15 protein-coding genes and 1 pseudogene are annotated in these 23,091 nt (G+C 42.9%); 8 read left to right on the top strand and 8 right to left on the bottom strand.

Translation table 11 applies throughout. From position 1 onward, the window contains the following. Positions 1 to 126 precede the first annotated feature (126 nt). Both recJ and V7K73_RS23520 read left to right on the top strand, forming a co-directional pair. The gene (recJ, locus tag V7K73_RS23525) at positions 127 to 2,526 is read left to right on the top strand and encodes a single-stranded-DNA-specific exonuclease RecJ (RefSeq protein ID WP_334883542.1); all 2,400 of its coding nucleotides are present in this window, start codon (positions 127 to 129) and stop codon (positions 2,524 to 2,526) included. A 253-nt stretch (positions 2,527 to 2,779) separates the two neighbouring features. After that, a complete protein-coding gene (locus V7K73_RS23520; protein WP_334883549.1) occupies positions 2,780 to 3,625 on the top strand; it encodes a DUF4351 domain-containing protein in 846 nt (281 codons plus the stop codon). Between the two features lie 139 nt (positions 3,626 to 3,764). Here V7K73_RS23520 and V7K73_RS23515 read toward each other — a convergent pair whose 3' ends face one another. Together V7K73_RS23515 and V7K73_RS23510 are read right to left on the bottom strand one after the other, a co-directional pair. Beyond that, positions 3,765 to 4,403 (bottom strand): pentapeptide repeat-containing protein, encoded by a 639-nt coding sequence (locus V7K73_RS23515; protein ID WP_334883540.1) that lies wholly within the window; start codon positions 4,401 to 4,403, stop codon positions 3,765 to 3,767. Positions 4,404 to 4,671: 268 nt separating this feature from the next. Next, positions 4,672 to 5,346, bottom strand: a complete 675-nt coding sequence (locus V7K73_RS23510) for a cadmium resistance transporter (RefSeq protein WP_334883538.1) — start codon at positions 5,344 to 5,346, stop codon at positions 4,672 to 4,674. A gap of 582 nt (positions 5,347 to 5,928) precedes the next feature. On the opposite strand from V7K73_RS23510, the gene V7K73_RS23505 reads away from it, so the two are divergent. Beyond that, positions 5,929 to 6,369 (top strand): Crp/Fnr family transcriptional regulator, encoded by a 441-nt coding sequence (locus tag V7K73_RS23505; RefSeq protein WP_334883536.1) that lies wholly within the window; start codon positions 5,929 to 5,931, stop codon positions 6,367 to 6,369. 20 nt (positions 6,370 to 6,389) lie between these two features. On the opposite strand, the gene V7K73_RS23500 is transcribed toward V7K73_RS23505, so the two are convergent. Further along, positions 6,390 to 7,862 (bottom strand): cobyrinate a,c-diamide synthase, encoded by a 1,473-nt coding sequence (locus V7K73_RS23500; protein WP_334883534.1) that lies wholly within the window; start codon positions 7,860 to 7,862, stop codon positions 6,390 to 6,392. Between the two features lie 264 nt (positions 7,863 to 8,126). On the opposite strand from V7K73_RS23500, the gene V7K73_RS23495 reads away from it, so the two are divergent. Beyond that, entirely contained in the window at positions 8,127 to 8,762 is a 636-nt protein-coding gene (locus V7K73_RS23495; RefSeq protein ID WP_334883532.1) for a glutathione S-transferase family protein, read from the top strand. 60 nt (positions 8,763 to 8,822) lie between these two features. Here V7K73_RS23495 and opcA read toward each other — a convergent pair whose 3' ends face one another. From opcA to fbp, 4 genes are all read right to left on the bottom strand, one after another. After that, on the bottom strand, positions 8,823 to 10,187 hold the full coding sequence (opcA, locus tag V7K73_RS23490) for a glucose-6-phosphate dehydrogenase assembly protein OpcA (RefSeq protein ID WP_334883530.1): 1,365 nt from the start codon (positions 10,185 to 10,187) through the stop codon (positions 8,823 to 8,825). A gap of 206 nt (positions 10,188 to 10,393) precedes the next feature. Further along, positions 10,394 to 11,923, bottom strand: coding sequence for a glucose-6-phosphate dehydrogenase (zwf, locus tag V7K73_RS23485; protein WP_334883529.1), 1,530 nt, complete (start codon positions 11,921 to 11,923; stop codon positions 10,394 to 10,396). Positions 11,924 to 12,079: 156 nt separating this feature from the next. Further along, entirely contained in the window at positions 12,080 to 13,225 is a 1,146-nt protein-coding gene (gene tal / locus V7K73_RS23480; protein ID WP_334883528.1) for a transaldolase, read from the bottom strand. A gap of 415 nt (positions 13,226 to 13,640) precedes the next feature. Beyond that, positions 13,641 to 14,690 (bottom strand): class 1 fructose-bisphosphatase, encoded by a 1,050-nt coding sequence (gene fbp, locus V7K73_RS23475; protein ID WP_334883526.1) that lies wholly within the window; start codon positions 14,688 to 14,690, stop codon positions 13,641 to 13,643. Between the two features lie 316 nt (positions 14,691 to 15,006). Here fbp and V7K73_RS23470 point away from each other — a divergent pair. From V7K73_RS23470 to V7K73_RS23455, 4 genes and pseudogenes are all read left to right on the top strand, one after another. Continuing rightward, a pseudogene (locus tag V7K73_RS23470) lies at positions 15,007 to 15,183 on the top strand (Uma2 family endonuclease); the annotation flags it as partial. A 474-nt stretch (positions 15,184 to 15,657) separates the two neighbouring features. Next, positions 15,658 to 16,188: a hypothetical protein gene (locus V7K73_RS23465; protein WP_334883524.1), complete on the top strand. Its 531-nt coding sequence runs from the start codon at positions 15,658 to 15,660 to the stop codon at positions 16,186 to 16,188. Between the two features lie 216 nt (positions 16,189 to 16,404). Continuing rightward, entirely contained in the window at positions 16,405 to 17,064 is a 660-nt protein-coding gene (locus V7K73_RS23460) for a calcium-binding protein (protein ID WP_334883522.1), read from the top strand. 336 nt (positions 17,065 to 17,400) lie between these two features. Next, entirely contained in the window at positions 17,401 to 19,782 is a 2,382-nt protein-coding gene (locus V7K73_RS23455; protein ID WP_334883520.1) for a two-partner secretion domain-containing protein, read from the top strand. Positions 19,783 to 20,323: 541 nt separating this feature from the next. Here the strand turns inward: V7K73_RS23455 and V7K73_RS23450 are convergent. Then, complete coding sequence (locus V7K73_RS23450; protein ID WP_334883519.1) at positions 20,324 to 23,005, bottom strand: CHAT domain-containing protein; 2,682 nt, start codon at positions 23,003 to 23,005, stop codon at positions 20,324 to 20,326. Between the last annotated feature and the right edge of the window lie 86 nt (positions 23,006 to 23,091).

The following is a 23,091-nucleotide window of genomic DNA, read 5'->3' as shown; positions in this document are numbered from 1 at the left end:
CTCCAAACTCCAAACTCCAAACTCCAAACTCCAAACTCCAAACTCCAAACTCCAAACTCCAAACTCCAAACTCCAAACTCCAAACTCCTAACTCCTAACTCCTAACTCCTAACTCCTAACTTTAGTATGCAAGAACAGCAGTGGACTATAGCAGCAACCGAACAACCGCCGGAATGGTTCATCCAAGCGGTGAAACAGCATACACCTGCATCAAGTGGAATATATGCAGCACAATTGTTATGGCAACGGGGAATTAAAGATCATCAACAATTAACAGCTTTTATCAACTATAAAGCTTATCAACCAGCGAGTCCGTTTGAGTTTGGGCAAGAAATGCACTTAGCGATCGCTCGGTTGCAACAAGCATATAATATCAAAGAAAAAATTGCAATTTGGGGAGACTTTGATGCTGATGGTATTACCGCCACATCTGTACTTTGGGATGGATTAGGGCAATTTTTTAAACAAAATACTCAGTTAATTTATTACATTCCCAATCGCCTGAAAGAATCTCACGGACTCAATAATCAAGGGATTGATAACCTAGCAAAACAAGGTTGCAAATTAATTGTTACTTGCGACACAGGCAGCACAAATATTGAGGAAATTATCTATGCCAAACAACTAGGCATAGATGTAATAGTTACAGACCATCACACCTTACCCACCAAACGTCCACCCGTCGCAGCAATTATTAATCCTCGTTATTTGCCCAGAGAACATCAACTGTTTAATCTTTCTGGGGTGGCTGTAGCTTATAAGTTTGTAGAAGCATTATATCAAAGTCTGCCTAATATTGCAAGAGATCCGTTAGAAGATTTATTAGATTTAGTAGCAGTAGGATTAATTGCCGACTTAGTGCAGTTAAGTGGAGATTGTCGCTATTTAGCACAGATGGGAATTCAACGACTGCAAGCAGATTTTCGACAGCCAGCAGCAGCGCGTCGCCGTCCGGGGGTGGGGCGATTATTAGAATTGTGCCAAAAAAGTGGCGATCGCCCCACAGATATTTCCTTTGGTTTGGGGCCAAGAATTAACGCCGTTAGCCGCATCCAAGGCGATGCTAGTTTTTGCGTTGAATTATTAACTAGTCGGGATGCCAAACGTTGTAACGAACTAGCCGAAGTTACAGAACTCGCAAACACCCGCCGCAAATCTTTACAAAAAGATGTGCAAGCGCAAGTAGCACAAAAACTCACTCAATTAGACTTATCAACCACCAGCGTCATCGTCCTAGAAGATGCCCAATGGCCTGCGGGTGTCTTGGGCTTAGTCGCCGGACAAGTAGCACAAGAAACAGGCCGCCCGACTATTTTGTTAAGTACGGAAGGAGCAGGGGGAGATGGGGAAGATGAGGAAGGAAGAATTTCTCCCTCATCCCCTCCCCTCGCTCGTGGTTCCGCCCGTTCGGTGAATTCTGTCGATTTATACCAACTGGTAAAAGACCAAGCACATTTGTTACATCGCTTTGGGGGACATCCCTTTGCAGCAGGTTTGAGTTTGTTAGTAGAGAATATTCCTTTATTTTCAGCAGCGATTAACCAGCAGTTGCGGCAATCTTTAGGTAGCACAACCTTAACGCCAACCGTGCAAGCAGACTTGACGGTAACAGTTGCAGACTTGGGAAAAGAGTTATTTTTAGAACTGAAACTGCTAGAACCTTGTGGAATGGGTAATCCTGTTCCGAAATTGTTAATTCAAAACTGCTGCTTTATAAATCCTTGGCATCGCAATCAGCAGGATTGGCAAGGGAAAAAGGTACAGTACATTAAAACCGAGTTTGATATTCGGGATGATTCCAGCAGAAGTGCTTTTCCGGGTATATGGTGGGGACACTACAAAGATGAATTGCCCATAGGAAGGTGTGATTGCATAGCCGAATTAGACTATAATACCTTCAAAAAACGTTATGAAATCAGATTAATTGCCGTGCGTCCCAGTGTTAACTCAGCACTTAACACTCGGAATTCCCCACTCATCTTAGACTGGCGTAACTTCCCTACTCCCGACTCCCGTTCGGCTACGCTCACGGCAAGCCCACCCTCGACTCCCCCACTATTGCTTGAAGATTGTCCCACAAATTGGGATGATTTACGCGCTTGGTTGCGGCGATGTTTAACGATAAGTAGTTCGCAACAATTAGCGATCGCTTGGTCTAAACCCAACCTGCAACCACCGAATCAAATTTGGCTGACTCTTGTCGGAATTGCCAAATATCTCAGTCGCACAAATCAACTAGTTACCCGCGTCCAACTTTTAGAGAAAATCGGCATCACCGACCAAACCTTACTTGTAGGAATCAAAGCTTTAAAATCTTTAGGGTTCACAGTCAAACTACAAGACCGTTATTTGCAAATCACCTGGTATCCCAGCGATAGTGCAGAAAACTTGGCTGACGCAGCAGTGGAACGATTTTTAGCTGCTGTTAGAGAAGAACAATTTCAGCGACAGTATTTTGCTGAAGTTCCTTTATCTACTATTGTGGCGATCGCAAGTTCCGACAATTACATGGGTAGAAACTTTTAAAACGTGAGTTCGACTACTATTTTCGTGCAAATCCCTTCTATATTGATGAAAATCGCCAGCATCAGATCCCCGACTTGTCTAAGAAGTCAGGGATCTTGTTGTTCACAAATGATTTAGGATTACTAGATGGTATAACAATCAACTAATGACTGAGGAATTGGAAAGAGCAGATAATGATAGCCCGTGGAAAGAAATTTTAGAAGCAAAATTTCCCCAAGCAATGCAATTTTTCTTTCCCCAAACAGCATAACTAATTAATTGGGAACGTCCCCACGAATTTCTTGATAAGGAATTTCAACAAATAGCCCGCGAAGGAGAACTTGGTAGGAGATATGCAGATAAATTAGTTAAAGTCTGGCAAATTCAAGGACAAGAAACTTGGCTATTAATCCATGTAGAAATCCAAGCAAAATCAGAAGATATTTTTCCAGAAAGAATGTTTTCCTACAACCTGCGAATTTTTGACAGATTTGCCAAACCTGCCATAAGTTTGGCGATTTTGTGCGATACCGATCCGACATGGCGACCCAATCAATATAGTTATAATTATCCCAATACCAGACTTAACTTTGAATTTGGAACCGTCAAGCTACTAGATTATCAAAATCGTTGGACAGAATTAGAAGCTAGTGACAATCCATTTGCAACTGTAGTAATGGCGCATTTGAAGACACAGCAAACAAATAAAAAGCCAGGAGAACGTAAAGCTTGGAAATTTAGCTTGATTCGCCGATTGTATGAATTAGGATTGCAAGAAAAAGATATTCGTAACCTTTACCGATTTATTGATTGGGTTATGATTTTACCAAAAGCCTTGGAAGCAGAATTTTGGCAAGAGTTTAAGCAATTTGAGCAGGAGCGGACTATGAGCTACATTACCACAGGCGAACGCATTGGTTACGAACGGGGAAAACAGGAGCAAGGACAAACACTTGTGCTACGACAACTACAAAAACGGGTAGGAGAGTTACCACAAGAGGTTCGGGGGCGCATTCAAACTCTTTCCCTAGAGCAATTAGAAGCACTTGGCGAGGCTTTATTGGATTTTACAACCCTTGAGGATTTACTTAACTGGTTGGAAGCAAATCAAACAACCTAGAAAATTCGGGTTTAATAAGTAATCAAGCGGACACGATCTGGCCCGTAGAACTCACGTTTTAAAAAATAAAGCCTGTATTCATTACTGAATCAGGCAATTGAAATTTTTTATTAAATTTGCACGGATAACTTCAGTTTAATTACTGAACAGTGAATCCTTCTGGTCTGATTGCATCTTCCAAATCAACCCCCATCAGATTAACCCCCTGGATGTTTGCATTTGTAAGATTTGTCTTTTCCAAGTCTGCGCCCTGTAGGTTAGCCGCTTGCAGGTTTGCTCCCAACAGGTTAGCTTTTTCTAGGTCTGCATCAAATAGGTTTGCTCCCACAAGGTTTGCTCCCAAAAGGTTTACCTTACCTAAATCTGCTCCTTGAAAGTTTACCCCTTGTAAATTTGTTTGCTGTAAGTTAGCCCTTTCTAAATCTGCATTTTGTAAGTTAGCACCCTCCAAGTTTGCCGCTTGCAGATTTGCGTCCTTTAGCATTGCTCCAGTAAGATTACATCCGATACATTCATTGGTTTGTAATAAACGTCTAACGTTTTCTGCTACAGACACTATTGGCGATACAACCGGAGATATCACTGGAGAAGTTACAGACTCCATTGGCAATGTAAGCGGAGATATTACTGGTGCTGGTTCAGATACGGTAGGTATGGATGGTGTTAGTGTTAAAGCTCTAACTGCTTGCTGGTCAAGCAGCGAAAATCCGACTACAAGTACCAGAAATACTGCTGTTACGATCCACTGAGTTAATTTTTTTGGATTTGGTTTATTCATTAGTTCCTTCCTGTGATGATTCGTAGTGCTGGGTTTGCTTTTATAAGAGCCATCAATAATCTGCTTTATTCTCACTTTAGATAACTTGATTGATAACATCAAATATTATTTTGATTGCAATTGATAAATTTAAGTGATTAAAAATTTTTTGGATGGGAAGCGATCGCTGATTTTTTTGGTAACATCACAGAGATAGCACCCATCAATAATTTCGAGTTTTTAGATCGGGTGCGACCTCGAATAGCCCGTCGTAGACATCGCCTCATCCCTAATGAGAAAGCATTGCCATACTAGGTAAAAGTCGATATGTTTCACTTTTAATTAAGATAGAGAGTCCCAAGTAAATTAAGACAAAGGGGAAGATTTTCCGACCGAAGCGAGTTAAAACCGGAGCCATGAGAGGATTACGAGTCAGGTTGTAAGACAGTAAGCACCACATCCCAACAGTGAAATAGCAAGCACACAGAATTACACCCAAACTTGGAAGATTGCTACTAGCAAACAACGGTACATAGATGCCAATGTTGTTTCCTCCATTGGCAATGGTGACAGCAGAAACGCGGTAGGTTTGCGGATCGCGGATGGTTTCTAATAGTGATTTCTTCTGGCGTCCAGATTTTACAGGAGAGGTTAAGTCAACTGACACAGCTTGCACTGTCTCTGTTTCATCTTCTCGGCTGATAAGATTACTGATACCAATGGCGACGGGAAGCAAACCCAGCAAGCCAATCCAGGTGGTTGGAACAATCATACCGCCGAAGAAACCAGGGAGACTAGCGCCTACTAAGGCTGTGAATCCCAGAAATTCACCGAGAACAATATGCTTAGGACGAAAGCTGCGATTAACTTTTCCGAAGAAAGCTGTCAAATATAAATTGTCGTCAAAGGTGGTTGCAAAAGCGGCAGAGATTCCAATAATTAATGTACTAATTAGCCAACTCATAATTGTTGCTCACGATAATTCAATGCTGTTTGTCTTAATCCTTCTCTGCTCCCCGATGTCAGGACAGGTCAGGATATTTTTTGACTGTTTTACCTAACGACAACCGATCGCGGTTCGTTAGTCATTAGCCAGTTCCCCAGTTTTTAGAAGCGATTGCCTCCAATCAAATTGGTGATTTTTCTCAGCAAGGTATCTTGGGAACTCATCAACTAAATATTAGGGCTGACAAGCAAATAAGAGCAAATACTCTTGTTTTTTAAAACGATAAATAAAAGTGATTAATAACTTAACCATTTATGTTTTCCTCGTTCCTATGCTTCGCATGGGAAGCATTCATTGAGACTCTGACCCGAAGCAACAGCCCCTAATCAGCCACAGAGCATGGGAAGAAAATACCTAATACTGAGCTATTGTTTGAGTATCTAATCTGGCGATCGCTCCTATTGAAGAAATCCTAAGTGGTTTTCTGTCAGTAAAGTTTAAGATATTCTTGACGGCTAGCGTTCAACATCGGTTAATATGACTAATCGCCTAGCTTCAGTTTTAAAATTTACAGTAATGTTTGGTATTTAACTTGTAATTATGCTAACCAGTGTTGACCGTTTATTATTTGTCCGGCGAGTCCCAATTTTTAAGGAATTGCGGGATGATTTTATTGTGCGGCTGACTTCAGTAATGAACGAATTGTCATTTCCAGCTAATTACACGATTTTTCGGCAGGGAGAAGAAGGGCGATCGCTCTATATTGTTGTGTCAGGCCGAGTTAAAGTACACATCGGCAATAAACAGTTGGCAGAGGTAGAACAGGGAAAATACTTTGGTGAGATGGCAGTATTTGATACTCAACCTCGTTCTGCCACTGCAACGACTCTGGAACCTTGCGAGTTTTTGGAACTGACCCAAGAGCAGCTGTATGATGCGATTGAAGAAACTCCCGAAATTGCGGTGAATATCATTCGTGAGTTATCCCGTCTGATTCGCAAGTTGAATGACGATCTGAGTGTTACCTCTTTGCGGAGTTAATTCTCTGATAGTTTTTAAATCTACGTTTCTATAGATGCTAGTTTTCGGCATTCTTGAAGAAACTGCTGAGGAATTTCTCTACTTTCTCCCCAGTGCAAATGCACATAAGAAGCATGAACATTTGCAGGTAAACCCCATCCTTCGCATCCCATATTTTCGTCACAATCGTAGCGAGAAGTTTCAAATAGGGGCTGAGTGGGAGTTAAGGTTAAATGGGAACGATGAAACTCATGTCCGTAGACAGTTGTATTTGCCTTGACTAACAGATTATTTTGCAAGGCTACAGCCCGACGATAGCCTAAAGTTAAACGCCCACCCATTACAGCAGATGTTGGTAAAACTCCCGCCATTGACCAAGATTTACCCTCAAAATCGATAATCTGCTCAGATAAATACATTAATCCTCCGCATTCGGCAATTGTCGGCATTCCTTGAAGAATTGCTGTTTTTACGGCATCACGAACGTTAGTATTTTCTGCTAATTGCTGGGCAAAAACTTCTGGGAAACCTCCGCCAAAATACATTCCCTGCACATCTTTTGGTATTGCAGCATCTTCTAGGGGACTCCAGAAAACCAGTTCTGCACCAAGTTGTTGCAGCAAATCGAGATTATCTTGATAGTAGAAATTAAAAGCGCGATCGCGGGCTACTGCAATTTTGACGGTAGAAGACGGGGGATGGGGGGGATGAGGGGGATGAGGGAGAGGTTTTGATTTTAATAGGGGTAATAAATGTTGCCAATCGAAGCAAGTATCTCCTAAATCGGCAAGACGATTAATTAAAGCGTTGAGTTCGGGAAGTTCTGCTGTGGGTACTAAACCCAAATGGCGATCGGGAATTGTGATGTTATCTTGACGGCGCAGCACGCCGAGAATGGGTAATTGTAGGGGTTCTAGAGAATCTTTCAGTAGAGAGAGATGGCGATCGCTCCCGACGCGATTTAATACTACCCCAGCTATTTTAATTCTGGGATCAAAAGACCGATAGCCATGAGCGATCGCAGCTACAGAACCAGACAAACGACTACAATCAATCACCAACACCACCGGCAAATCTAACAGCCGCGCAATGTGTGCCGTACTTGCAAAGTCACTAATTTGTCCTTTGTCATTAGTCCTTTGTCCTTGGTCATTTGCAAATGACATAGGCGCTTCTCTACGAGACGCTACGCGAACGCCTTCGCGCAGGGTAGGACTAATGACTAATGACGAAATTCCATCAAATAACCCCATTACCCCTTCGACTAGGGCATATTCACTCAGTTGGCTATGACGGACAAAACATTGCTGAACGTAGTCCTCAGAAGTCAACACTGGGTCTAAATTGCGACAAGGACGACCAGTTACATGTTGATGAAACATCGGATCAATGTAGTCTGGGCCTACCTTGAAAGATTGCACCAGGCGATCGCGACGGCGTAAAGATGCTAAAAGAGTGAGCGTGACTGTTGTCTTACCCACCCCACTACGTTCCCCAGCAATGACTAAAGCCATAAATGAAACAAATTATTATGCAGCAACTATTTTGACTATTGGCTGTGTGTCTATCGTCGCTTTTTGCAACAGATGCACCAGTTTCTCAAACCAACTAACTCAAACTTATACCAATTAGAAACAAGAAAACTAGCCAATTAGGGGAGTTAGGCTGAAAAAATTTGTCTAATAATAATATAAACCACGGTTTTCAACTTAGATAAGGTTTAGTTGGAAATTAGCCGAGACTCAGATAGCAATAAGCTACCAGAAGAGGAACGTTTTATGATAGTTGTGCATCATCTTAACAACTCGCGATCGCAGCGTGTGCTGTGGTTGCTTGAGGAATTAGGTATCGAATACGAGATCAAATTCTATGAACGCGATGCAAAGACGATGCTGGCACCGGAGTCGCTACGCCTTGTGCATCCGCTTGGCAAATCACCAGTGATCACAGATGCAGACCTCACCATCGCTGAGTCAGCCGCCATCATCGAATACCTCGTTAATCGCTACGGGAATGGTCGCCTAGTTCCGGCATCCGGTACGCCGGAGCATCTGCGCTATACATATTGGCTGCATTACGCCGAAGGCTCTGCAATGCCACCTCTGGTGATGCGGGTAGTATTGAACAATTTCGGGGCAGGGGAGAGCAGCGTTGTTAGCGGATTCGTCGCGCCCCAGATCAAACTTCACTTTGACTACATAGAAGCCGAACTCCGTAAAAATACGTGGTTTGTCGGTGAAGAATTTACCGCCGCCGATATCCAAATGAGTTTTCCCCTCGAACTAGTCGCTATGCTCCCCGAAGAGGTGGAGAGCCGACCAAAGCTCAAAGAATTTATCGATCGCATTCATGGCCGACCTGCTTACAAACGCGCCCTTGAGCGTGGAGGCAAATACAACGTATCTTTTCAATAATAATTATAAAAATACCCCCCTTCCCGCGTCGGGAAGGGGGGTAGCGGGGTTAGAGCCAAACTAATTCGCCAATTTGAAAATATTTGCTGTCACTCCCAGGCTTTCTTCAAAAAGTGACTCACGGCCCCAGCGTTGCACCTGCTGACTCAGCAAAGCTTCCGCCTTTTGTTCCGAAAGTGAAGTCACCTGTTGAAACAGACCGGCAGATTGAGCGCCACCGTGGGTTTCCATCCGCATACAACCGCCAGTTTCCGAGCAGATAACTGTACCACAGTCTGCTTGAGCATTTGTCGAACTGAGGCGCAAGGCAATCAAATCGCCGATAATATCGCCTACATCAGCAACCGGAACTCCAGCTAACTCGGCTTCTACTTGTCGCTGCTCTTGAGCAATAAAATGGATGCGAGTAATGTCATAATCACCGCTTTCCTTTTCATAAGATACTGGCTGCCATTGCAATCGACTTGCCAGCCAACCCAAAAACAGCAAAGCTTGGGCAGGGTTGCCTTTTTCGTAATCAATCGTAACGCGGTCAATTTCTTTGAGAGCGGCGCGACGGTTAGGTGAGTCGTAAGCCTCAGCTGTCAATTCCTGCCATGATGCGAGGCGACGCCAGTTTAAGTCAGCTAAAGGTATACCCGTTTCTACCAACTCTTCTAAGCGGAGTAATTCTCTTTCTGGCTCGTTAAAGTTGCAAGAATCTACAATCACATTATTGCAGACTGCTGCTAGACGCTTGAATAGACCATTGTTAGGGTCTGGTGTTGCCTTCCACCAGAGAAACTTTGGCAACCCGCCAATTAACAAAGCCGGAATCATACCACCGATACGTTCTAAAGCAGCAGCAGTTCCACTGAGAGTGATGTATTCACAGCAGATAAGTGTGCTTGACGACTGCTTTTGGATGGGGCAATAAGCAGAAACTTGAGCTTTAACCCCTTCATCTTCGCCAGCAAGAGGAAATAGCGCAATGATGCGGCAGGGGTTGCGGAGGGCGATTTCATCGGCAATTCTGGGGCTACCGCTATTATTTAACCCAGCAGCAGGATGTTCACCTCCAGACCCGTTTCGCTGACCTTTAGCGAATTCTTCTCGTAATACGGAGAGAGTTTCTTGTGTTGCTGTTCCAGTTTCTGGCAGACTATTTTTCTTTTGGACTTCCCGCAATGCTGCTGCCATTTGTGGCCCTAAAATCCCATCAATTGGGCCGTTGTAAAATCCCAAAGCAGCCAACAAATACTGAGTTTCTTCTGGTTCGTAGACCACTAAAGTAAATGTAGTTGCCCTAGTAGCACTAGGAAGTCCACCGTTTTCGCCAGTAATACCGTAACTTTGCCAAATTTGATTTAGTTCGGCATCTATTTCGTTAAGCGAAATATCTTTGGGTGCCTGGAGTGAGAAAATTGTAGAAGTTTGGGTAGGCATAGGAGTTTTGAGTTGTCAGCTTTGTTTGTTGAATAATTTAGGAGTTAGGAGTTAGGAGTTAGGAGTTAGGAGTTAGGAGTTAAGAGTTAGGAGTTAGGAGTTAAGAGTTAGGAGTTAGGAGTTATAACAACTGAAATTCTTAACTCAAAAACTCAAAAACTTAAAAACTCATAACTCATCACTCCTAACTCATCACTCCTAACTTTCTACAGTCTGCGCCAGCGACGGCCATCTTGGTTAATTAAGAGTTCTGCTTCTGCTGGTTCCCAAGTACCGGCTTCGTACTGGGGAATATTATTAGGATCGGCGGGTGCATCCCAAACGGAAAGGGCAGGTGTTACTACTTGCCAAGCTGCTTCTACTTCATCCGCGCGGGTGAACAATGTTTGATCGCCCATCATACAATCAAGGAATAGGCGATCGTAGGCATCGGATGTTGCTTGGATGCCAAAGGAACCATAACTAAAGTCCATGTCAACGGAACGGGTGCGGAATTCTGCACCAGGCATTTTGACATCAAAACGCAGAGAAATACCTTCATTTGGCTGAATCCGCATCGTCAAAATGTTGGCGTTTGTTTGTTGGGCGGCAGATTGGAACATCCGAGATGGAACTTCGCGGAAGTGAATGGAAATCTCACTGACTTTTTTCGGCATCCGCTTTCCAGTCCGCAAGTAGAAAGGAACACCTTTCCAGCGCCAGTTATCCACCAAAAACTTCATTGCGACGTAGGTGGGTGTGGTGGAATTGGGGTTAACGCCTGGTTCTGTCCGATACCCTGGCACTGCTTGACCTTTCATCCAGCCAGCGCTGTATTGACCACGGACTGCTGACCGCGACAGATTGTGAACATCAGCTAAACGAGTAGCTTTGAGTACCTTCACTTTTTCTGTGCGGATGCTATCAGCATCCATTGCGTTAGGTGCTTCCATCGCGGTTAGGCAGTAAAGTTGCATGAGGTGATTTTGCAACATATCCCGCAGTGCGCCGGCGCTTTCATAATAACCAGCCCGGTCTTCTACGCCCACGGTTTCTGCCACGGTAATTTGTACGTGGTCAACAAATTGACGATTCCACAAGGGTTCAAAAATCGCATTGGCAAAGCGAAACACCAGCAAATTTTGGACTGTTTCTTTACCTAAGTAGTGGTCAATGCGGTATACTTGATGTTCTTTGCAATATTTCTGTACCACTTGGTTAAGACTTTGGGCAGAAGCCAAGTCCCGACCAAAGGGTTTTTCAACTACTAGACGATGTTTGTAGGGATCTTCTAGCATCCCGCCGCTTCCTAGCTGCTTAATCGCTTCGGGAAAGAATGAGGGGGCAACTGAGAGGTAGAACATGCGATTACCTCGCGTACCCCGTTTTTCGTCTAATTCACTCAATAAGGTTTTTAGTTTTTGATAGCCTTCGGGGTTGTCTATATCCCCAGGACTGTAGAACAGACCTTGAGAGAAATCTTGCCAAAGTTCCCCTAAATCGACATCAGGATGTGCCTCTTCCATGCCCTTCTGCATTTGTTCGCGGAAGTATTCATGGCTCCACTCTCGACGCGCTACACCAACAATAGTAGTTTCTGGCGGTATCCGTCGTTCTCGCCGCAATTTGTAAAGTGCTGGCACTAGTTTGCGCCAGGTGAGATCACCAGAAGCGCCAAAGATAACTATAATCTGGGGTTCGGGCATCCCTTGTTGTTGCAGACCAACGCGCAAGGGATTTTCTAGCAGACTAACCATAACAATTTTGGATTTTGGATTTTGGATTTTGAGATTGGGGACTGGGGATTGGAAACGATTTTAGATTTTAGATTTTAGATTTTAGATTTTGGATTTTAGATTGAAGTTCAATCCAAAATCGCAAATCCAAAATCCAAAATTCTTACTCCCCAGCCCCTACACTGGTGACAATACCTTGATCTTCTCTTCTAAAGAGTTCATCAAGGACTGGAAGGGCTGAATGAACTTGTCAATACCTTCAACTAAGAGTTCATCCATTACGGCATCGAGATCGATGTTGATATCAGCATCTTTGAGGTTTTCGATCAGCGTGTAAGCATTATCTACATCTGTTTCTAAGCGATCGCTTACGTTACAATGATCGGCACAAGCTTTTATCGTTGCTGGTGGTACGGTGTTAACGGTATCTCGCCCAATCAACTCTTCGATATACATCACGTCGTTGTAGTTGGGGTCTTTGGTGCTGGTACTAGCCCAAAGTAGCCGTTGTACTGTGGCCCCTTTTGCTGCCAAGGCTTTCCAGCGATCGCTCTCGATAATTTTCTTGTATTCCTGGTAGGCAATCTTGGCATTAGCGATCGCTACTTTTCCTTTAACAGCTTTTAGCCTTGCTTCCACAGAAATATCATCAACGCCTTTTTTCAACTTAGCATCTATTTTGGCGTCAATGTTGCTATCAATCCGGCTAAGGAAGAAGCTGGCGACTGAAGCAATTCTACTGATGTCTTTGCCCTCAGCCAGCCGTTTTTCTAAGCCACGAATATAAGCCCAAGCTGTGTTTACGTAGCTTTCTACAGAAAACAGCAATGTGATATTAACATTCATCCCTTCGGCTATTACCTGCTCCACTGCTGGCAAACCAGGTTCTGTACCGGGAATTTTAATCATCAGATTTTCCCGACCAACTTCTTGGAAATAGCGTCGGGCTTCGCTTATTGTTGCTTCAGTATCATGGGCGATGGTTGGCGGTACTTCAATACTCACATAACCATCTAGTCTATCCGAGGCATCATAAACAGGGCGTAAAATATCACATGCATAACGGATATCGGCAAAAATGAGAGATTCGTAAATTTTGTCTATGGGTAAGTTAGCACGAACTCCGGCTTCTATATCGGCATCATAAATGACGTTACCTGCGATCGCTTTCTCAAAGATAGCTGGGTTAGAGGTAATCCCAGAAATCCCTTGATTTTCAACCAGGTCTTTGAGTTCGCCTGATTGAATAATGTCACGGCTCAAATTATCCATCCAGATACTTTGACCGTATTGTTTAATTTCTAGTAGATGATTCGTAGACATAGCTCTAATTTTCACTCCTGTATAGTGATCTTTCTAAGTAAGTTGGCAAAAACCATCAAAATTTGATGCTTACTTTTGAATTGTGGCGTTGCAAATCACTTATCGCATCGGCCACCTGAGATAATCTTTAATACATCTTCAACAAATGTTATTCTGCATCGCCAATTTTAAATCACCATGATTAACTTTTTATTAATGCCAGATGCTAGACGCATCCTTGATCCTTTTATTACCGTCTTCGAGGGCAGTATGGCAAAAATAACTATCCAGTTGAAAAAGTTTAAAAAGCTTTATTTACAAGCTTTGTTTTCTTCTAAATCGTGCCTTTTTACACTAGTATAGATTCCAAATCAACGAAACTCTTACGCTGTATTGATGCGTGAATGCGTGAATGCGTGAATTTTGCCAAGCGGTACTAGTGGCCGTTTTGAATAAAAGACTCCACCTTTGCTACATCCTCTTTGCTACCAATAATTAAAGGTGTGCGTTGATGCAATTTTTTCGGTACTACATCCAAGATATCCATCAATCCTGTAGTGGCGCGACCGCCTGCTTGTTCAATCAAAAAGGCTAGAGGAGCAGTTTCATAAAGCAAGCGCAATTTACCTTCTGGGTTTTGAATTGTGCCTGGGTAGAGAAACACGCCGCCTTGAACTAAAATTCTATGAATGTCGCTCACCATTGCGCCGCTATAACGAGCGCTGTAGCCTTCTGTGCGATGAACGTAGCGGATATATTCTCGAATCGATTCTTCCCACTGCCAGAAGTTACCCTCATTCACGCTGTAAACAGAACCGTGCTTAGGAATGCGGATATTTTCTTCTGTGAGAATAAACTCTCCTAAACTAGGGTCAAGGACAAAGGAATGAACGCCTCTACCTATAGTATAAACCAACATTGTGCAGGGACCATACAAGATATATCCAGCAGCAAGCTGCTTACGTCCGTTGGTCAGGAGGTCAGTTGCCTTACCATCGCTATCAGTTCCTTCTTGTTGGCGAATGGCGAAAATGGAACCTAAGCTGAGATTATTATCAGTGTTGGATGAGCCGTCAATTGGGTCATACAGCAGAGTATAGCGACCAATGGGGCAATTTTCCGGGATATAGTAGGGTTTTTCCATTTCCTCAGAAGCTAGGCGACAGACTAAGCCGCTTTGCTTAAAAACTGAAATAAATACATCATTGGCATAGACATCCATCTTTTTGACGGATTCTCCTTGGACATTAACTTCCCCAGTAAATCCGAGAACGCCTTCCATTAAACCAGCGCGACTCATGCGGCGAGCAACCAGTTTGCCTGCAAGGGCGATACGATTCATCAGCGCACTTAAATCCTGTGCATCTGGCGAAAAACTCTGAAGTTGCTGTAAGACGTGACGCGATAAGGTTGTACAATCACGATCTAGAGCTAAGTCTGTAATTTCATTGATAGACGATTCTATTGAATCTGGCGCTTTAGCCATTTTTATGTTCTCCGCAGCCACTAGCTGTTAATTGGGTTTTAGTCGTGTATGGCAACTTATGGTTGCTGCTTCTATCTTAGAAAGGTAATTTGATAACTTAGATGCGACTTTAGATAAACTAAAGAAATGAATTTTCAGTGACTCCTGCACTCAGAGCCTAGATACGTAGTAATTTGTCTAAGACATCACCAATATTTAGTTAGGGATTTACTTAAAACAATGGCAACGAACTCACTAAGTATTATGTGCAGCCTGAGCTACCCTGAAGCTATGGTAAAACAGGTTTATATTTATCATTTGGGGTTGAGAACTGCTTTTGTTCAACTACAATCCATTAGAGTGCCTACTTTTATCAGCAGAATTGCCTTCTGATGACACTTTTGTGGAATAAGAACTGCAAATATTAATTCCCAACTTATTGTTAGCGATATTAGCTGCTATTTGGCAAAACCGTGATGATTGGTTTTTTGGGATCAACACGGGAATAATTTATTATAAGTAGGTAAGCGTAATTCGTAATTCGTAATAGAGCCTCCGGCACGCTGCGCGGTTTTCATGGCCCTTTGGGCTGTACGTAAATTTTGTTTTGTAAGAGATACCCCGCCACAAAACTTGCCGCTTGATAGAAGCGGGGGACTTAAACCCACGGACAGCAGTTAAATATAAGATAAAATCTCACCTTCAATCCCTCTGCTTATTAATGAGAGGAAAGCCGGATTGAGGGTGAGGTTTTATATTTAATTTGACCTACTTACTTACAACCAATAAACCTGTCATTGTCTCCGATGGGTTTTTAATGGGTATAGAACGTTTTGTTGGAGAAAATGGGCGTTCTAGTTATAGCATTTTTTAATCAAATGAGGTATATCAGAGCAAGCTGTATTTTTAGTTGTTAAAAATATCATGAATCATGGTATTTGCTAGTTAAGATAAACAGTGGAAACACTAAATTATCGGAGTGAGAAACGTGGTACTTATTCAGGGCACCTCTGGAAACGATTATCTAGTTGGGACTCAAGGAAACGATCAAATATACGGCTATGGAGGTAATGACACTCTAATAGGTGGGCTAGGTAATGACTACTTAGACGGAGGAAATGGTAATGACTATCTTACTGGTGGTGGTGGTAGAGATACCTTTGTCCTGAATTACTCAGGTGGCGGTATTGATACAATTACAGACTTCTCTGTTAACGACGATATTCTTAAAATTACTACCCCGACGATTAGCTCCTCTCAGTATCTTATCGGTACACCATCATCTCTGAGCAATTATGAAGTGGTTGATGAAAATGGTACTATTAACTCTACTAAGTTTACAAGTGGTTCACAAACGCTCGGATCGATTACCACTAGCCAATCTGGTAATATTTTTACATATAACGCAAGTAGTGGTGCTCTATTTTATTTGAATCAGCAGATAGCCTGGTTGCCTCGTTACCTTGACTGGAATTCAACTACTATAGTGCCTTCAATAGCTAATAGTAATATTTCATGAATCAAAAATTTAACTCCCCAGCAGAGTTTCCTACTAGAGTTGGGGGAGCCAAACTCCCCTTGTACTGTGTATAGACAAACGAACGGTTCGCGCTTTGATTACGGAATTGTTGTTCTAGTTGCTCCCTTATTTTGTTTCTTTACCAATCTAATCTGTAATGCTAATTGCCAGTTAAAATCATCAGTATAAACACTAATTTCTCCCGGAGTAACGAACGTGGCAATTATTCAAGGCACCGCTGCAAACGATTATCTAGTTGGGACTCAAGGAAACGATCAAATATACGGCTATGGAGGTAATGACACTCTAATAGGTGGGCAAGGTAATGACTACTTAGAGGGAGGAAGTGGTAATGACTATCTCATTGGTGGTAGTGGTAGAGATACCTTTGTCTTGTATTACTCAGGTGGGGGTATTGATACAATTACAGATTTCTCAGTTAACGACGATATTCTTAAAATTAATACCCCTATTATTAGCAGTATTAGCAGCACTAACGCCATCTCTAAAACTTCTCAAGGCGATGACAGTCTAATAGGTGGACTGGGTAATGACTCCTTATCCTTAGTAGGAGGAGTTGGTAATGATATTCTCACTGGTGGTAAGGATGGTGACACCTTGACTTCTATTAAAGCTTTTGAGAATGATATTCAATTGACTAACTCTGCAACTGATGTTTTCCCATCAACAAAAGTTTCGAGTCAGGGCATGAAACTTTCTGATCCTACAAAATCTCTACAACTAACAGTAATTGGTGGGGGTGTGGGACTTCCTAGTTATTGTAGCTATAACGCAAACACTGGTGCTCTATTTTATCTTAGTCAGCAGTTAGCTTGGCTACCTCCTAACCTTCCCTTTGCTAACAATTTACCGTAAATAAAAGGGTTTAAGCCCCCTGTTCCCCCTGCTTACCAAAACAATTATTTTTTTATTTGTCAGTCCCTTATTGCTAGCCTACACAAGCAATAAAGGGCGATTTGCAAAAGGCTGAAAGACGTTTTAGGTTGATATACAGGCTGATTCTTTGGTAAAGTGCATAAGTCTTAAAATTCATACAGTCACTACTGTCACCACAGCAGATTAGTAATCAAAAACCTAACCTTCTAGCAGAGTTACCTAGAGAGGAGTAGAAACAAAGGTTCGCACAAGCATTACTAAAGTGGTGTTCTGTTTTGCAATGAATGAACTTTCAAGGGTTAGGAGATAAGTTTTGTGAATTTAAGAAGTTGGTTTGATCGCGGTTGCCACTTAGGGTTGCCCTGCTTGGTGATTCTAGTGAGTGCGATTGGAATACAAGGAGGCGATCGCACATCCGCTCAGGTGACTCCAGATCGCTCTGTGGGAACTCAAGTGCAGCAAAGAATCGATGGCACTACCTTCGATATTACAGGGGGTACAACTGTTGGCAATACAAATTTATTCCATAGTTTCAGCAACTTTAGTATTACAAGTGACCAGGTAGTTAATTTCCAAAACGCTCCTACCATCAACAATATTTTGGTGCGAGTTACAGGGAGAAATCTCTCTGACATCGAAGGAACACTTCAAACTCAAGGTAAAGCTAATTTCTTTTTAATGAATCCCAATGGCATCATATTTGGAGCAAATGCCACATTAAATATTAACGGTTCATTTATCGGCACAACAGCTAGTGCGATCCAGTTTCCGGGTGGTGGAGAATTTTCCATGACTTCACCGGTCAATCCGCTTAACCCCTTGCTGAGTGTGAATCCTTCTGCATTTCTATTCAATCAAATTGCATCCCAGCCTGTTAACCCGATTCAAGTCAATGAAGCATTTCTATTCGTTCCTGAGAGTCAGAATTTAGTGCTATTGGGAGGCGATGTGAATTTAGAAGGAGCGATCGTGTATGCTCCTGATGGTCGAATCGAATTAGGAGGATTGGCAGCAGGGGGAACAGTAGGGTTGAACATTGATAACAACAATTTCCGCTTAAGTTTTCCTGAGAGTGTAGCGCGAGCAGATGTATCTCTTACCAATCTAACTACAGTAAGTGCTAGTGGTGAAGGCGGTGGTGGTGTCCAAATACAAGGCAGGCGCGTTACATTCGATAATTCAGATGTTGCGGTTGATGCCCTAGTCTCAAAATCGGGAGGAACATTAGGGGTGAACGCATCGGAGTCAGTAAAACTTTCAGGAGGAAGCCGTCTATTAACTGAGACAGCAAACTCTGGAAATGCAGGAGACTTAAGGATTGAAACTGGGCGGTTAATTGTTCAAGATGGGTCGCAGATTTCAGCTTCCAGTTCTTTACAATCTACAGGAGGGGGAGGAACTTTGTTTGTCAATGCCAGGGACTCTATCCAACTCATTGGAACTTCCCCAATTATAGAAGGTGAAAAACCTACACCTAGTGGCTTGTTCACCATAACACAAGGTACTGGAAATGCCGGAGAATTGAAGATTGAAACTGGGCAATTGATTGTTCAAGATGGAGCAAAAATTTCAGCTTCCACTTCTCCTGAATCTACAGGAGCGGGAGGAACTGTGTCTGTCAATGCCAGGGACTCTATCCAACTTATTGGAGGAAATGGTGAGAGTAGAAGCGGCTTATTTGTTGGGACTCAATCGACTGGAAATGCCGGAAACTTAAATATAGAAACTGGGCAATTGACTGTTCAAGATGGAGCGCAGGTTTCAGCTTCTACTTCTGCTGAATCTACAGGAGCGGGGGGAAGCATTATAGTTAACACTGGAGAATTAAATGTCTTAAATAACGCTGACATAACTGTGAGTAGTCAAGGCACAAATAAGGCAGGGGATTTGGAAATCACCGCTCGTTCTATTAAATTGGATGAGCAAGGTAAGCTGATTGGGCAAGCTAACTCCGGTGATGGTGGCAATATTACGCTGAACTTGCAAGACTTATTGTTACTGCGTCGTAACAGTCAGATTTCTACCTCAGCAGGTACTAGTGGGGCTGGTGGAAATGGCGGTAATATTAACATCAATATCCCTAAGGGTTTCATTGTCACCACACCAAATGAAAACAGCGACATCACCGCTAATGCATTTAGTGGTAGTGGTGGGAGCGTCACAATTAAAGCTACTAATATTTTTGGCATTGCACCACTAAGTAGCGAAGACCTTAAAAAGTTGCGCCCTACGGATTTAGATCCGCGTCAACTTCAGACAAATGATATTACGGCAGTTTCCCAAACAAGACCTAATTTAAGCGGCATTGTAAATATCAACACGCTCGATGTTGACCCTTTTCAAGGATTAATTAACTTACCATCTGTACCAGTTGATACCAAAGTGTCGCAATCCTGTCAAGTCCGTACTGCTGAAAATCAAAACAGTTTTACGATCACCGGACGCGGCGGCTTACCACCCAACCCCAGAACTGAACCCCTTACTCCTGATGCAGTTCAACTAGATTGGGTAACTCTCAACCCAAAGGGTGAAAACCGTGTTAGTACAAATTCAAATCAGGCCAAGAGTTCCAATCCAGCGCCGATTGTGGAAGCGCAAGGGTGGGTGATAAATGCTAAAGGTGAAGTTGTACTCACGGCTGATGCGCCGAAAGTTTTGCCTCATAGTTCCTGGCTTACTCCTGCTTCTTGTTTGTGAACAACCAGGTTATATAATTTGACAATTCAGGTAATCTGGAAAACCTCACTTCTATTTCTCTCTTCCTTTTAGGAGAGAGATTTTGAATTTTCCCCATTAGGAACAAGAATTAAATAACATACAATTTTATATCCCAAGCTTACCTCACCCTCAATCCCTCTCCGATATATTGGAGAGGTAAGCTAGATAATTGTAGGACTTACGCATCAAGTAGGAAATGTAGGGGCAATTCATGAATTGCCCCTACGGTAAATCAAGGCTTTCACTGCTTTTTGCGTAAGTCTTAAATTGATGAAGGTTTTGCATTTTATTTAACGAACTTTGGGGGTTTAAGTCCTAGCCTTTGAAGGGCAACACGTTTTGTGTCGGGGTCTAAATAAGAGTCACAAAACGTAATTGCGAATTGCGAATTGCGAATTGCGAATTGGTTTAATCCACGTTGCTTAGAGCGTCGGGAAGGGGGTTAAGGATATAGCGCTTCTGGCTTGAGTTCTATCTAATATAGATAGACCCTTTGGGGACTGAAGTCCCCACTACAAACTCAAAGCCAGTTGCCTACTAAAACATAGGGTGCCCAGAAATATGGAGCTTTTTCTTTAGCAAAAACACCTAATTGGGCCCGCTGGAGTGCCTGGGCTTTATTCACCCCAGCCTTTAGCTGTCGGTAGAACTCACTCATGACATCGGCGGTGGAGCGATCGTCTATTGACCACAATGTTGCTAGTGTACTACGTACCCCCGCCCGCATAGCTATTCCAGCGAGTCCCAAAGCTGCTCGTTTGTCTCCCTCAGCAGTTTGACAAGCACTGAGGACGAGTAATTCAATGCCACTAAATCGGTTTTTGTCACTAACTCGCAGTAGATTATCAAATTCTTTGACCTTAACCAGTTTATCCCAGGTGAGAATAAAGGTTTTGTCAGCATCAGAACTAAATTCACCGTGAGTTGCTAGGTGAACCACGGAGAAGGGAACTGTTTGTAACTTATTTTGCAGGTTTGTTTGGGTAAACTGTTGATTTAAAAGTTCTTCACTCTTAGATACCTCAGATTTGATTTCTTTTAATTCCCGTGGTACATTTTCTAATTGGGGAAATTCTTTGCCTTCAACTGGGCGTTTTTCGCTGACTCCAGCAGTTAAAGCATTTAGCTGTATCTGTCGCAAAGGTTTGGGATCGAGGAGTTGCAAACCTGGTGTTAAGGCGATCGCATATTTCTCTAGCAGATATTTTTCTTGCTGTTTGTCATAAAGAACCGCCATCGGGATATTTCGCAATTCACCATCTAGGACAAACACTAAGGTTTTTATCCCACTATTGACTAACTCTGTTTGTGCTGGTCGAATTAACCAATCATATATTTGTTGGGACTGCTGCTTAACCCGAGCCGTTGCGGTGACATTTAGTAAGTTTTTCCGCAGTTTTGCTATTGTGTTTTCCACATCACTTTGAGCTATTACAGTTTTGTAGTGGCGCAAGTCTTGATTAGGCAATTTGAGGATAACATCTAGGCGGTCTGGTAAAATAATTGGATAGATCACTGCTGCTCGTTGGTCTTTTTTGTCAACCACTGGGTCAAGTGCTTGTGTAGGATTTAAACAGGCTGACCGAAAGAAGTTATCCAGTTCTGCTAATTGCAGAGATTCAATTACATCACGAGCCAGCTTGAGATTGTCTTGATTAATACCCTGTTCTGGCGATCGCAAAGCGTTAGCCTTTAGTAGAGAAGCGTCTTGTTGGTCTAGCTTCTCAAAAGGAACAGAAGCGCTGCTACCTTGGGGAGAACGCAACAGCAATTCAACTAACTCTCGATACACTGGTTCGATATTTTCTCGGAAGGAAAACTGAACGTCTGGATTGATGGCTACTAAATCACCACGCAGAGATTGAAGGGTTTTATAGGCGACATTATAAGATGCGATCGCGCCTTTAATATCTCCCTCTTTTTTCAGTATGCGTCCTAGTTGCCATTGCCATTGATAAGCAATATCTGATGCATTAATACTTTGGGCTATGAATAAAGCTTTATCGGTAAGCTGTTGAGCATCAGAAAACTGCTTGGTCTTTTCATATAACTCACCAAGACTACCCATAGCATAAGATTCTGCTCGTCGGTCTTGCAAGCTTTGCGCTTGCTCGATGGCGGTGGACAATTGCTGGGCAATGTTCAGCCATGAGGGGGTATCTATGCTACTTTTTTCTTTTAATTGGGTGAGATTTTGGGCAAATTTAATCCGAGTATATACTGAGGTTCGGCTGGGTGGCAAGTTGCTAATTTCCGACTGGATTTGAGACGATAACGCCAACGCATCTCGATCTTGCTTTTTCTCCAGAAGTAGACTAAGTAAGTTTAGGTGAGCCGGAATGCGGGTGATGGAGGAAACAGATACAGCAGCAGCCTCTTGGTAGTATTGTAAAGCTGCTTGAGTGTCTTGCTGGGCGCGGGCTGTGTTGCCTAAACTGAGTTGAGCCTCTGCGATCGCTTTTGGAGATTGGACTCGCTTTGCCACTGCTAAACTTTTCTGCAATATCAACCGTGATACGTTTAAATCACCGACAACTCGGCGGACGTTGCCAAGACTACCTAACCCTGTGGCTACAATAAGTGAGTCGGGAAGGCTGGTAAGGGTTTGCTGTACTTCGTTTAAAATTTTGTTAGCCTGAAGGTAAAGCCCTAAAGCTTGAAAAGCTTGTGTAGAGTTAATCCGGTTGCGAGTTAATCTAACCTTGTCGCCTATTTGCTGATAAATATCAGCAGCTTTTTGCCAGGTAGTTAAAGCCGTTTCTGCTTGTCCTTGTGCCAGTTGTAACTGCCCTTGCACATCTAGGGCTTGTGCAATAATTTGGGAACGCTCGCCAGAAGTGCCAGTATTTTCTCCTGATTCTAATAATTTTAAAGATTGAGCGATCGCTTCTTCTGCTTCAGCCCACAAGCCAAGTTGCTGATCAGCCAAGGAAAGATTACTCAACGTCATCGCTTCTTGTAATCCATCCCTAGAGGTTTTAAACGCAGCAGCAGCCTGTTGCAAAAGTTTGACCGCTTCAGTAAACTGTCCCCTGTCGTATAATTTTTTGCCCTGTTCTACTAAGCTTTGCGTTTGGGATGAGTCGCTTTTCAGGGGGAGTAGGGAGGAGAAGGTAGGGGATTCACTACTTGCTTGTTTTCCCAACTCCCCTTGCTCGGTCAAATTTTGCATGGCAGAGTAGACAGCAGGAGGTTTTGCCAAAACAGGAGATAAGGTTATGCATAGAAATACAGTGAACAGCGCTAGTAAAAAATGATTTGGGCATCTCATACGCAATTATTAGAGCA

It is taken from the genome of Nostoc sp. (assembly GCF_036916975.1).
Taxonomy (GTDB): Bacteria; Cyanobacteriota; Cyanobacteriia; order Cyanobacteriales; family Nostocaceae; genus Nostoc.
Note: the sequence above shows the minus strand (reverse complement) of the source record. Positions and strands in the feature narration are given on the sequence as shown.